Source organism: Pseudoalteromonas sp. PAB 2.2, from assembly GCF_001938575.1.
GTDB lineage: Bacteria > Pseudomonadota > Gammaproteobacteria > Enterobacterales > Alteromonadaceae > Pseudoalteromonas > Pseudoalteromonas lipolytica.
In genome coordinates, this window is the sequence record NZ_LYPI01000008.1 from 491,933 (window position 1) to 504,338 (window position 12,406).

Sequence of the window (12,406 nt, forward strand, 5' to 3'; positions counted from 1 at the left end):
TCATGCTTTAAGGCAAAAAAAAGCCACATTATGTGGCTTTTTACTTAATTGGCGGATTTCACTTATTCTGTGACAACATCCGTATTCGTAACCTGTAGAAATTGACCGCGAGCTGCTAAGAAAGTCCCAATTTGCAGCTGCATTTCAGTGGTCGCTGCTGCACTCTCTTGCGCTGTTGCACCTGAGTCTTCAGTAGGCACAGGTGTTAGCACAGAGCTGTGATGTCCTTTAGTAAACTTAACAACATAACTCATAGGATCTGCGGTAGGCGCTTGTGTTTCAGCCACTGTCGTTAACCCCATAAGCTTTGCAAGAGGCAGACTCCCTGCAATTGGGTTGCTTGCAACCATCGGTGGAATAACTTGGTCTGCTTTATTATCTGCACCATCACCCACAACAACACTCATGTATACTGGTGTACCAAGCGCTGCAACTGCAGATGCATAGTTAGAGGGATCGCCACTGTCTAGTGCGGTTTGTGCTGCAAACGCAAATTGCGTTACTACGCCTTGAATATTAGCAAGTTTTTCGGTTTCACCAGCCATAGTTAATGAACCTACATACTCTTTATATGCACATGCTACAAAAGCCGTTTGATCAGCGGCTAAAGAACCACAATTTGAAAGTGCTTCATTTTGTGAATACGCACTAAACTCAGCCGACTCTTCAATACCAGCAGCAAGTAACACAGAACCTTGTACAAATGGGCCAAACCTAGCTGATTCGATTAAGAAACTAGCAAGACCACCGCCACCACTGGCCAGTGCAACGCTTTTTACATTAAACAGTGGATCAACTTGTTCATCCAACGGTGAATTAGCAACCGCGATAAATGCAGGCGCCACTACAGAGCCCAGTGAATGGCCAAGGAAAGAGACATCTTGTGCATTAAGATCAGCTTGGCCTGTGAAGTTCAAGCCCATACGTAAACCTAATAAATCAGCTACCGATTGACGTAAGCTATCACGTGCAACTAATAATGACTGCAAGTTCATGTAGCTTAACACCGACCCAGTCGATGCATTAAAATCATCGGTGCCATCGCCATTAACATCAACACCGCGCTCACCATGTCTTGGGTGATCAATTGCTACAGTCGCAAAACCTTGAACTGATAACTGAGCCGTAATGGCTAACATGTCTTCTTTTTTAGACGTAATACCATGTTGTAAAATAACAATTGGCCAACCACCCTCTGGCATTACAAGCTCATCTTCTCCTAATTGCACTCGGACAGCATTAATTACAGGCAAAATTGGCTTCGTAATTTGCACCGGTACATTAGCCATGCTCTGTGTTTTTGGGATGGTATTGTACTTAGTTAGATGTTTCGTTTGGTCAAGCCCTAAATCACGCAATTTACCACCACTTAGCGCCATACAAAGACCATCATTCTCGCTAATTGGATCCGTTGGAAATGATGCTCCCGCAGAAGACGCATAACCAAGTACTGCCACACCACTGTCACACAACCCTTGCCAATAGGTTGCCGACAAATCACTGACATCAGTCCCCGTCGGTGTACCTAGGTACATGGGTAGCATCACGCTGCCTTTTTGATATTGCACCCCTGCAAAAGCTGGCGATAAACCAGTAATACCCCGTGATGCAAATACTTGCTCAACTGTCATAACAGGTCGCTCTGGGATTTGCACTGTAGGACGCGGTAAAGCGTCTTGGGTTAGGCTGGCAGCTAGCAGTTGTTTAACAGTGCCTAATACTTGACCTGCTGATTGCATTGTCATTGCCGCAGAGTAAATAATGTCATCTTTACTGATTTGGCCACCTGAAGTGACAGCATTTTCATAGCTGTTAATAACTGCTTGAAGTGACTTTTGAGAATCAGTAATAAGCGGTGCTTCTTCACTAACAAGCGCATACGTAGACGAAGGCTCAATTGAACGACCTTCAGAGTCCAACAACGACGTCGTTAATACATTTATATATGTACTACCCGCTTTAAATGGTTTTAGCGGAATAACAGCGACAGAATCACTCGAACCTTGCGTAATAAAATCAACACCAAAAGTGAGTTCTGATACCAGCTTACATGCAATACCTGCAGGTACTTGTGAACAGGTCTCATCAGTTTGACTTGCACCCATCACAACTTCAAAAATACGTACAGCACCAGGCCCCCCCGCCGAAGCGGCATCAAGCGAAACACCTGGAGGGAATGCGAGGTCGATTTTAAACGGAGTCTGTGTTGACCAACCATCGAGTGCACCCAATGCAAGTTGAGGATTAGCATACGCGGCACGAGGAACACTGACATTGTTGTCATCTAATTCGCCAGGGATATTCAGTGTACCGTCTAGTGTGCCACTCATTAATAAGTCATTTGGCACAGAGATAACACCGTTGGCAGGGTCAAACTTAACTGTCGCGCTAGGGATGATAGGAGGGCTGTCATTTTTTACATCTTCTAATGTTTCTCCTCCACCACAGCCGGTAATGACTGATGCAATGGCTAGTGAAAGTAGCAATTTTTTCATAATTTCGCTCCGCGCAAATCTTATTGTTATTGTGTGTTCAAGTATAAAAGTAGTCGCTAGACTGCCTTTAGTTAAGTTAATTTAATGTAATTAGGTTATTAATAAGACATTAGACCAGTTAAAGTTAACGTAAAGTTTCAATTTTCGCCACCTTAATTTGCAATAAATTCGATAACTTGGCTTTTTGCTATGGTAAAATAGAAAAAAATGTAATCAATGGTACTTTTATGCACACATATAAAGCTGCTGAGAATGCGCTAAAAGACAAAGTAATTCTAATAACAGGTGCCGGTGATGGTATTGGTCGCGTTGCCGCATTAACCTATGCAAAGCAGGGTGCCACTGTTATTTTACTTGGAAAAACAACCAGTAAACTTGAAGCTGTTTACGATGAAATTATCAATGCGGGTGGTCCACAACCTGCTATTGTGCCAATGGACTTAAAAGGCGCAACTAAGCAAAACTACCGTGATCTAGCTGCTACTATAGAACAACAATTTGGTAAATTAGACGGACTCCTCAATAACGCTGGAATTTTAGGGTCGCTCGGCCCGCTTGAGCACTTTTGCGTTTCAACTTTCGAAAATATCATGAAAGTTAATGTGACAGCGCAGGCTATGATCACTAAATATATGTTCCCAGTACTTCGTAAATCGCCGAGTGCTTCTGTGATATTCACATCGTCAGGCGTTGGCCGTAAAGGGCGTGAGTTTTGGGGAGCATACGCTATTTCAAAATTTGCAGTTGAAGGGATGATGCAAACATGGGCATCTGAAGTAGGTAAAACTAATATCCGTATTAACTGTATTAACCCTGGTGCAACACGGACAGCCATGCGCGCGTCTGCCTACCCAGGTGAAGACAGAGATAAATTGGCTACTGCAGAAGATTTAATGCCAACCTATTTATATCTGATGAGTGATGATTCTAAAGAAGTGAATGGTCAATCACTTGATGCACAGCAAAAATAAAAAACGCGGGTATTAAACCCGCGCTTTACTGTTCATTAACGGCGCTTAGTTTGTTTAACACGGTGATTATGCTTTTTAACCGCTTTACGAATTTGATTAATCTTAGCGCGCTTCTCTTTACGCTTATCTGGGATTGCAGATAGCTTAGTTTGTGTCTCACGGCCTAGCTGTACGGTTTTACGCAAATAATTCACTGTGTCTAGGTCAAGCTCTGCCCATCCACCTTGCGGTAAACGTTTATCAAGTTCTAACTTACCATAGCGAATACGGATCAAACGAGACACTTCAACATCTTGTGACTGCCACAAACGACGCACTTCGCGGTTACGACCTTCAGTTAATGTCACATTAAACCAACGGTTAATGCCTTCTCCACCCATCGGCTTTATATTTAAAAATTTCGCAGGGCCATCTTCAAGCTCAACCCCTTTGGTCAAATTTCGTAACGTTTCGTTAGTAACTTCACCAAATACACGCGCCGAGTACTCACGCTCTACTTCATAACTTGGGTGCATCAAGCGATTAGCCAGTTCACCGTCATTGGTAAACAACATTAAGCCAGCCGTATTAATATCAAGGCGCCCGACCGCAATCCAGCGATCACCATCAACACGAGGGAGACGATCGAATACTGTGCGTCGGCCTTCTGGGTCTTTACGTGTACATAACTCACCTTCTGGCTTGTTATACATTAATACACGACAAATACGCTCTGCCTTATCTTCAATTTTTACTACATGACCGTCGACACGAATTACATCAGTTGGTTCAACACGATCACCTAAACGGGCAACCTTACCATTTACACTCACGCGATTTGCATCAATGTATTTTTCCATTTCGCGGCGCGAACCCACACCCGCTCTCGCCAACACTTTTTGTAACTTTTCAGTTTCTACTGTACTCATTCAGATAGTTCTCTCACAGAAGGATCACTCAATAGCTGGTTGATTTTACTTTCCTGAGTGTCAGGCAAAGGCGGTAACTCATCTAAACCAGCTAATGAAAAATAGTCTAAGAAAGTGGCCGTCGTTGCATAAAGCGCCGGGCGCCCTGGCACTTCTTTGTGCCCAACAACTCTTATCCACTCTCTTTCTAATAACGTTTTAATAATTCCTGAGCCCACCGTTACACCTCGTACTTGTTCAATTTCGCCACGGGTGATTGGTTGTCGATAGGCAATCAGAGATAATGTTTCTAACAGCGCTCTTGAATATTTAGGCGCACGTTCTTGCCATAAATTCGCAAGCCAAGGCGCAAGGCTTGCACAGGCCTGAAAGCGATACCCACTGCCAACAGCAACAAGTTTTATGCCGCGAGTTTGATAATGCGTTTGAATCTGATCAATTGCATTATTAATTCTGGGCATTGATACGCTTAACTCAGCTAAAACCGTTTCTTTTAAATGACGTTTAGACAGCGGTTTTCCAGCAACAAAAATCGCGGCTTCTATGATTTCGACAAGCTGTTCATCACTGATACGTTTTGTAGCCATTGCACCTAAAGGTCATTTTATTTCACTAACGCTCTATTATGACAGAAGTCACTGAAGGTTGGAAAATTTATTACTAAAAACCAGCGTAATTTACGCCATGCTTTTGCAGCGTGGATAAAACAGAGACCTTTTTGACAGTTTTAGTCATTAAAAAAGCGCTACAAAGAGCGCTTTTATCATTCAGAGTAAGTTATTGCGTCATTCAGCAACACTCACCTGTTTTATAAACAGTTATTTTCATTAAATTGCTGCGTTTTGGTAGCGTTTTACAAAGTCTGTCACCGCTTCGCCATTACATTTTAATGAATTTAAGTTACCTATTTTCTCACGCACAGGAGTTAAGCCTTGCTTAAGTGCTGTAATACACAGCTGAGTTTCTTTTTGCTGGTTTTTTGCAAAAACTTCAACCTGCGCTTTTTTTGGAACATGCTGTGAGGGTGCTTTTTTAGCGAGCTCACGAATGTCAGTTCCATTGCATAAAATACTTGGTGAAAAACGTGACATTGCGATGCCATGTTTTGCTGCTTCTTTACGAGCAGCGGTAAACCCTTCATTTGCACTTAAACTACATAACTTAGATTCGATACTGTTGTCTGCAGAAAAGTAGCTCGGGTTGCTTGCTAATGTGCCAAATGAGATAGACGCAATTGAAAGCATCACTAATTGTTTTTTCATGGTTTACCTTTAAGTAGTACATAATTTGAACGGGTGTTTTCGCGCATTATATAAACAAAAATAAGCAGATCAACTGAATTATTTATTTAATTTAATAATTAATAATGAGTTAACAATACCTTTAAGAAGTCAATCAATTGTGCAACATTTATTCATAGTGTTTTTCAAAATTTGCTCATGAATAGCCGTTAGTTTGATGGTAGAATTAACCTACTCGTTCTAAACAAAAATAACTTATAGGTGCACGATGAAGGTAATTTCATTCAACATTAACGGGCTGCGTGCTCGTCTACATCAATTGCAAGCCGTTATCGATAAACATCAGCCTGATATCATTGGCTTACAAGAAATTAAAGTTCACGATGAAGCCTTCCCTCTCGAAGACGTGCAAAAAATGGGTTATCACGTTTATTTTCATGGTCAAAAAGCGCATTACGGTGTAGCTATGCTGTGTAAGCAAGAGCCAAAGTCTATTGTTAAAGGTTTTGCGACTGATACAGACGAATCTCAGCGCCGTATGATCAGCGTAACTGTGGCGCAAGAAAATGGCCGTGACTTAACGGTAATGAATGGTTACTTTCCGCAAGGAGACAACATTGCTCATGAAACAAAATTTCCTTATAAACGTCAGTTCTATAAAGATTTAATGACGCATTTAAATGATAACCACACGCCAGATCAAGATGTAATCGTGATGGGAGATATTAATATTTCACCGACTGACCTCGATATTGGTATCGGTGAGCCAAATCGTAAACGTTGGTTAAAAACGGGTAAATGCTCATTTCAACCTGAAGAGCGTGAATGGCTAGCCACATTATTAAATTGGGGTTTTAAAGACACGTTCCGCGAGCTATATCCTGAAAAAACAGAGCAGTATTCGTGGTTTGATTACCGCTCGAAAGGGTTTGATGACAACCGAGGACTGCGTATCGACGTTATTTTAGCAACCCCAACCCTTGCTGAGCGTTGTGTCGAATCTGGTATCGATTACGAATTACGTGGAATCGAAAAGCCATCAGATCACGCCCCTATCTGGTCTTCATTTGACGCATGATAGAGCAATTGCAATGGCAGCTCCCTTTGTGGAGCTGTGTGGCTTTAATACTTTTGCTTAGCTTTGATAAAAACAGCTTTGCACAGCTATTGGCAACGCCAATCAGACAAGTAGGTGTGCTTGCCTGTGCACTTGTGCTTGCTGTGCTGTGGCGTATAAAAGCCGGTATTTTACCTGGCCTCGAATTGCATATACTAGGGGTCAGTGCCGTTACCCTTATTTTAGGCTGGCGGTTGGCAATTTTTGCAAGTGTACTGGCAAGTGCCTTGTTGATTTTAGTGGCTCAGTTGCCCATAAGCCTTCTGCCGATTCACTTACTTTTCACTGCCTTTATACCCATTTCGCTCAGCTACCTGTGTTTTGTGCTTTGCTATACTTACTTACCAAAACACTTTTTTATCTATATCTTTTTCTGTGCTTTTTTAACTGCTGCACTCATCGCCTGTATTAAAATACTCACCAGTGGCATGCTCTATTACGTTATGGGTGAATATAGCTTGATTGAAATTTCGCAAAACTACCTAATTTTATGTGCCATAATTTGGTTTCCTGAAGCGATGCTCAATGGCATGGCTATTACCTTATTGATCACCTATCGCCCGCATTGGGTTAAAACCTTTTATGATAAGGACTACTTAGACTCATGAGTCTTCACTACCACTGCCCGCTTTGCAAACACGCACTGACTTTAACTGATAAAACATATCGCTGCGTGAATAATCACAGCTTTGATATTGCCAAAGAAGGCTACGTAAATTTATTACCCGTACAAAATAAAAAGTCGAAGCAACCGGGTGATAACCTCGACATGGTACAAGCGCGCCGCGCCTTTTTATCTGCTGGCCATTATGGCTTTTTACAGCACGCTATTGCACGCTTAGTCTCTAAATTAAAACCTGTGTCAGTAATAGATCTTGGCTGTGGCGAAGGGTTTTACACCCAAGCGATAGCGAACTCATCGAATGCAACAGTGTATGGGGTCGATATTTCGAAACCGGCAGTGAAATATGCCGCAAAACGCTATGAAAATGCCCATTTTAGTGTCGCATCAATTAGCCAATCGCCCTTTGCAGATAGTGAAGCTGATGTACTGGTAAGTGTCTTTGCCCCGCTTTTTGCAGACGAACTCGCGCGCCTAGCAAAACCCCAAAGCACATTGATTGTGGCAAGCCCCGGCCCATGGCACCTTAAAGAGTTAAAGTCGTTTATTTACGCAGATGTTAAACCACATACCCAAATAGAAGCGCCCAATGGTTTTAGCACAAAATCGACAGAGCTACTTGAACAACAAACCGTATTACGTGTTGAAGACATTAAGCATTTGATAATGATGACGCCATTTGCGTGGAAATTTCGCCCTGAACATTGGCAAGAAATAGAACAAAAAGGCCCACAAACAGTGACATTATCATTTTATGTGAGCCAGTTTATTCGTGACTAAAAGTGTTCTTTTGTGAAGGCTTTGTCCATTTTTTCGAACATATCTTTTAGCAGTTGAGCCAAATCAGAATAGCGTGGTTTTTCAGTCGTTAATTGCGACTGGTAACCATGCGCTTTCATTTTACTATGAAGCTCTGTGTACCAGTTAAACATTGCAGGCTCTAACCGAGTTTCTGCGCGCTTACCTAACCACAACAAACCTTGCAATGGTAATGACAGAAAAAATAATGCAATTGTAATTGCTTGTGGGAAAAATTCACTGCCTAAGTAGTTTACTTGCATAAACACAGTCAGCATTGCCAGTATAGGCATTACTGTAATGGCAAGCTCAGTGGCTTTTATCACTTTAAATTCAGCAAACAAGGGAGCAAGCTCTTGTCGCATAGGCCACTTTTTGGCGTATTGGCGACCTGTTTGCACTTGTGACATGACACTTTTTTGCATCATCACTCCTAGGTTTTCATACTGTTTCACATGTGAGTGTAACACACTCCCGGACACAATCCCTGCAAAACCTGTCCTAGTTTTTTGTTAATCAGGCTAACGTTTAACAACTAAATGAGATAAAATATTATCGGCACAAGTCAACAAGACTTTAGTATAATTACGACCTAACTCTGTTAAGTGTAGCAACAAAATATGTTTTTACTATACTGGCACAGAACACTAATTATCAAGCCGTACTCACTCTGATATTGTATTTTTAGGACTCAGCTATGCCTTTGCAACCTTGCTCACCACGCCATGTTTTAGTATTAAACTGTGGTAGTTCAAGTCTAAAGTTCGCCATTTTAGACGCCGCCACCTCCGACGAAATAATTTCTGGTCTTGCTGAACGATTAGGCTCAGAAACACCTTCAATTAAGTACAAATACAAGGGCAACAAGCAAGTTATTGAATTAGCAAATGGTCAAGCACATGACGCGGCAATCGCTGAGTTAGTTAATCTGGTGAATAGTTTAGGTTTAGCAGACAACCTAATAGCTGTCGGGCATCGTGTTGTTCACGGTGGAGAACATTTCACCGAGTCAGTGCTAATCGACAACGATGTATTATCTGCGATTGAAAAAACGGCAGCCTTAGCCCCCTTGCATAACCCTGCAAATTTACTTGGTATTCGTACTGCGCAGCAGGCATTTTCAACGCTGCCACAAATTGCAGTATTTGATACCGCTTTCCATCAAACAATGCCAAATATTGCTTACTTGTATGCCCTACCTTACTCGTTATACAAAGAGCATGGCGTGAGACGATACGGCTTTCATGGTACCAGCCATTTCTATGTAGCGGGTGAAGCGGCAAAATTACTCGGCAAAGAACGCGAACAAACCAATGTGATCAGTGCTCATTTGGGTAATGGCTGTTCTGTGTGCGCCATTAAAGATGGCAACAGTGTTGATACAAGTATGGGCCTAACCCCTCTTGAAGGCCTTGTGATGGGCACGCGAAGCGGTAGCATTGACCCGGGTTTATTTACGTTCTTAACCCAGCAACTTAACTATTCTGTACAAGAAATTGATGATCTACTAAACAAACAAAGTGGTCTATTAGGTATCAGTGAGTTATCTAACGATTGTCGCACAATTGAAGAAGCGGCTGTTGCTGGTCATCAGCAGGCTAATCTTGCGCTTGATATTTTCTGCTACCGATTAGCAAAACAAATAGCCGCATTTATGGTGCCTTTGCAGCGCCTAGACGCGCTGATTTTTACCGGGGGTATTGGTGAAAACTCAGACATCATTCGCAAAAAAGTGATCACACAATTAGGCTTTTTAGGCCTTGTTTGTGATGATCAAGCAAATTTAGCCGCACGCTTTGGTCACGCAGGCTTAATCACACAAGGTGATGCCTTTACAAAAGCCTTTGTTATTCCAACCAATGAAGAATGGGTAATAGCAAACGACGCAGCACGCATTGCGAAGGAGTGTTAATTATGGCTCGCAGAATAATGTTGATCCCTATTTCAACAGGGGTTGGTTTAACATCCGTTTCGGTTGGTTTAGTACGCGCACTTGAACAAAAAGCGTTAAAAGTAAACTTTTTTAAACCGATTGCACAGCCTCGTTCAGGTGATACAGGCCCCGAGAAGTCAACACAAATTGTGACTCATGGCTCCCCCATCACTCCACCTAAGCCTTTTGATTTAGCCTATGCTGAGCAAATGATTGGGGATGGTAAGGGAGATGATCTACTTGAAGAAATTGTTGAACGCTTTGAAAACACCATAAAAGAAGACGAAATTGCCATCATCGAAGGCATGGTGCCAACGCGACGCCAGCCTTATGCTGGGCGAGTAAACCGTGAGATAGCGCAAACTCTTGGGGCTGATATTGTCTTTGTGCTAACCCCAAGCAACGACAGTAATGACCAAATTGAAGACCGCTTAGAAATTGCTTCTGGTAACTACGGCGGCGTCAATCACCCTCGCGTATTAGGCTGTATTTTTAATAAAGTGAATGCCCCACTTGATGAAGAAGGCCGCGCACGTGCTGACCTTGTTGAAGCGCATGAACCTGAGCAACTTGAAAACGAATTAAACCGTTTAGCTTCATTGCCTATCTTTAGAAAACACCCATTTAAATTACTTGGTTCAATTCCGTGGGATTTTGATCTTGTTGCACCTCGCGTTAAAGATTTATGTGAATACTTAAAAGCGGAAGTCATTAATGAAGGTGATATGGCACACCGACGTTTACGTCACGTTACTTTTTGTGCTCGCACGGTCTCAAATATTTTAAACCATTTTACCCCAGGCGTCCTTTTGGTTACGCCCGGTGACCGCTCCGACGTACTCGTTGCTGCGTGCTTATCAGCAATGAATGGTACAAAAATTGGCGCTATATTACTCACCGGTGGTTTTAAACCTGAAGACCGTATTATGCAGTTATGTGAGCAAGCAATGGACACTGGTTTGCCTATTATTGCCACAAAAGAAGACACTTGGCGCACTTCATTGCTGCTGCACAACTTTAATATGGAAGTGCCGTGTGATGATGACCAACGTATCGATAAAGTGAAGCACCATAACGCCAGCCACATCGACTCTGACTGGCTAGACAGTCTTGCGAAAAGCGTCGGTCGCACCCGAAAAATGTCACCGCCAGCGTTCCGTTTCTTATTAACAGACAAAGCACGCCAAGCGAACAAAACGGTTGTGTTACCCGAAGGTAATGAGCCACGTACAATTAAAGCTGCCGCAATTTGTGGCCAACGCGGGATTGCCAAAACCATTCTCCTTGGTGATAAAGAAGAGATTTTACGTATTGCACAACAGCAAGGTGTTGAGCTTAACGACCATGTAACCATTGTTGAACCTAAAGATGTGATCAACGAGTATGTTGCACCAATGGTAGAAATTCGTAAAAGCAAGGGCCTAACAGAAGTCGTTGCACAAGAACAACTGCTTGATAACGTTGTACTTGGTACGATGATGCTCGAACAAGGCAAAGTAGATGGATTAGTATCAGGGGCCGTTAATACCACTGCTAATACGATTCGCCCGCCATTACAACTTATTAAAACAGCACCAGGCTCGTCATTAGTATCATCCGTGTTTTTCATGTTGTTACCTGATCAAGTGCTAGTCTATGGTGACTGTGCTATTAACCCTGACCCAACGGCTGAACAACTCGCCGATATTGCGATTCAATCAGCTGACTCTGCCGCTGCATTTGGCATTGAACCCCGTGTTGCGATGATCAGTTACAGTACTGGCACATCAGGTTCAGGAGCTGATGTTGAAAAAGTGCGTGAAGCCACCAAGTTAGCGCAGCAAAAACGCCCTGATCTCATCATTGACGGTCCTCTTCAATACGATGCCGCAATTATGGAAAATGTCGCAATTAAGAAAGCGCCTGACAGCCCTGTTGCGGGTAAAGCAACTGTCTTTGTGTTCCCAGATCTTAATACCGGTAATACAACCTACAAAGCCGTACAACGAAGTGCAGAACTCATCAGTATTGGGCCTATGTTGCAAGGTATGCGTAAACCTGTGAATGACTTAAGTCGCGGTGCATTAGTTGACGATATTGTCTACACAATTGCCCTTACGGCGATTCAAGCAAAACAGGCAGAAAGCTTACTAAAATAACCCCTCAAAAATTAGGCTAGTTTATAATTCACTTATAAATTAGCCTGTTACCTTCTTTATACTGAGCTATTCCCATATTTATCCACAGATTCTGTGGACAACCTTCCAGCCCCTCTTTGACTAAAAACACGGCAACTAAATTTATTGCGCTTTAACTTACTCGTATTTATATATACTATAAAT

At 42.5% G+C, this 12,406-nt stretch carries 11 protein-coding genes; 6 read left to right on the forward strand and 5 right to left on the reverse strand.

What is annotated here, in order from left to right; translation table 11 throughout:
• Nucleotides 1-62: 62 nt before the first annotated feature.
• Nucleotides 63-2,495, reverse strand: a complete 2,433-nt coding sequence (locus BWD47_RS06235; RefSeq protein WP_065979831.1) for a VolA/Pla-1 family phospholipase — start codon at nucleotides 2,493-2,495, stop codon at nucleotides 63-65.
• A gap of 227 nt (nucleotides 2,496-2,722) precedes the next feature.
• On the opposite strand from BWD47_RS06235, the gene BWD47_RS06240 reads away from it, so the two are divergent.
• Nucleotides 2,723-3,466: a YciK family oxidoreductase gene (locus BWD47_RS06240; protein ID WP_036968874.1), complete on the forward strand. Its 744-nt coding sequence runs from the start codon at nucleotides 2,723-2,725 to the stop codon at nucleotides 3,464-3,466.
• A gap of 35 nt (nucleotides 3,467-3,501) precedes the next feature.
• On the opposite strand, the gene rluB is transcribed toward BWD47_RS06240, so the two are convergent.
• The 3 genes from rluB to BWD47_RS06255 form a co-directional block, all read right to left on the reverse strand.
• Entirely contained in the window at nucleotides 3,502-4,374 is an 873-nt protein-coding gene (rluB, locus tag BWD47_RS06245) for a 23S rRNA pseudouridine(2605) synthase RluB (RefSeq protein WP_036968876.1), read from the reverse strand.
• Entirely contained in the window at nucleotides 4,371-4,961 is a 591-nt protein-coding gene (gene scpB, locus BWD47_RS06250; RefSeq protein WP_075593648.1) for an SMC-Scp complex subunit ScpB, read from the reverse strand. Before scpB ends, rluB begins: the two co-directional genes overlap by 4 nt.
• Before the next feature lie 240 nt (nucleotides 4,962-5,201).
• Complete coding sequence (locus tag BWD47_RS06255; protein ID WP_036968882.1) at nucleotides 5,202-5,636, reverse strand: hypothetical protein; 435 nt, start codon at nucleotides 5,634-5,636, stop codon at nucleotides 5,202-5,204.
• A 247-nt stretch (nucleotides 5,637-5,883) separates the two neighbouring features.
• On the opposite strand from BWD47_RS06255, the gene xthA reads away from it, so the two are divergent.
• Genes xthA through BWD47_RS06270 form a run of 3 tightly spaced genes read left to right on the forward strand, consistent with a single transcriptional unit; the run spans nucleotide 5,884 to nucleotide 8,134 of the window.
• Nucleotides 5,884-6,693: an exodeoxyribonuclease III gene (gene xthA / locus BWD47_RS06260; protein ID WP_065979830.1), complete on the forward strand. Its 810-nt coding sequence runs from the start codon at nucleotides 5,884-5,886 to the stop codon at nucleotides 6,691-6,693.
• Nucleotides 6,690-7,340, forward strand: a complete 651-nt coding sequence (locus BWD47_RS06265; protein WP_075593649.1) for an energy-coupling factor ABC transporter permease — start codon at nucleotides 6,690-6,692, stop codon at nucleotides 7,338-7,340. Before xthA ends, BWD47_RS06265 begins: the two co-directional genes overlap by 4 nt.
• Nucleotides 7,337-8,134: a putative RNA methyltransferase gene (locus BWD47_RS06270; RefSeq protein ID WP_075593650.1), complete on the forward strand. Its 798-nt coding sequence runs from the start codon at nucleotides 7,337-7,339 to the stop codon at nucleotides 8,132-8,134. Before BWD47_RS06265 ends, BWD47_RS06270 begins: the two co-directional genes overlap by 4 nt.
• Here the strand turns inward: BWD47_RS06270 and yfbV are convergent.
• The gene (gene yfbV, locus BWD47_RS06275; protein WP_036968894.1) at nucleotides 8,131-8,577 is read right to left on the reverse strand and encodes a terminus macrodomain insulation protein YfbV; all 447 of its coding nucleotides are present in this window, start codon (nucleotides 8,575-8,577) and stop codon (nucleotides 8,131-8,133) included. The genes BWD47_RS06270 and yfbV overlap by 4 nt on opposite strands.
• A 272-nt stretch (nucleotides 8,578-8,849) precedes the next feature.
• Between yfbV and BWD47_RS06280 the strand changes: the two genes are divergently transcribed.
• Together BWD47_RS06280 and pta are read left to right on the forward strand one after the other, a co-directional pair.
• Nucleotides 8,850-10,064 (forward strand): acetate kinase, encoded by a 1,215-nt coding sequence (locus BWD47_RS06280; protein ID WP_075593651.1) that lies wholly within the window; start codon nucleotides 8,850-8,852, stop codon nucleotides 10,062-10,064.
• Nucleotides 10,065-10,066: 2 nt separating this feature from the next.
• Nucleotides 10,067-12,223, forward strand: coding sequence for a phosphate acetyltransferase (gene pta / locus BWD47_RS06285; protein WP_036968900.1), 2,157 nt, complete (start codon nucleotides 10,067-10,069; stop codon nucleotides 12,221-12,223).
• Nucleotides 12,224-12,406 lie beyond the last annotated feature (183 nt).

Coding starts and splice junctions, on each gene's coding strand:
- BWD47_RS06270 (WP_075593650.1), top strand. CDS start 7,337: ATGAGTCTTCACTACCACTGCCCGCTTTGCAAACACGCACTGACTTTA.
- yfbV (WP_036968894.1), bottom strand. CDS start 8,577: ATGCAAAAAAGTGTCATGTCACAAGTGCAAACAGGTCGCCAATACGCC.
- BWD47_RS06255 (WP_036968882.1), bottom strand. CDS start 5,636: ATGAAAAAACAATTAGTGATGCTTTCAATTGCGTCTATCTCATTTGGC.
- BWD47_RS06265 (WP_075593649.1), top strand. CDS start 6,690: ATGATAGAGCAATTGCAATGGCAGCTCCCTTTGTGGAGCTGTGTGGCT.
- BWD47_RS06235 (WP_065979831.1), bottom strand. CDS start 2,495: ATGAAAAAATTGCTACTTTCACTAGCCATTGCATCAGTCATTACCGGC.
- xthA (WP_065979830.1), top strand. CDS start 5,884: ATGAAGGTAATTTCATTCAACATTAACGGGCTGCGTGCTCGTCTACAT.
- BWD47_RS06240 (WP_036968874.1), top strand. CDS start 2,723: ATGCACACATATAAAGCTGCTGAGAATGCGCTAAAAGACAAAGTAATT.
- BWD47_RS06280 (WP_075593651.1), top strand. CDS start 8,850: ATGCCTTTGCAACCTTGCTCACCACGCCATGTTTTAGTATTAAACTGT.
- rluB (WP_036968876.1), bottom strand. CDS start 4,374: ATGAGTACAGTAGAAACTGAAAAGTTACAAAAAGTGTTGGCGAGAGCG.
- pta (WP_036968900.1), top strand. CDS start 10,067: ATGGCTCGCAGAATAATGTTGATCCCTATTTCAACAGGGGTTGGTTTA.
- scpB (WP_075593648.1), bottom strand. CDS start 4,961: ATGGCTACAAAACGTATCAGTGATGAACAGCTTGTCGAAATCATAGAA.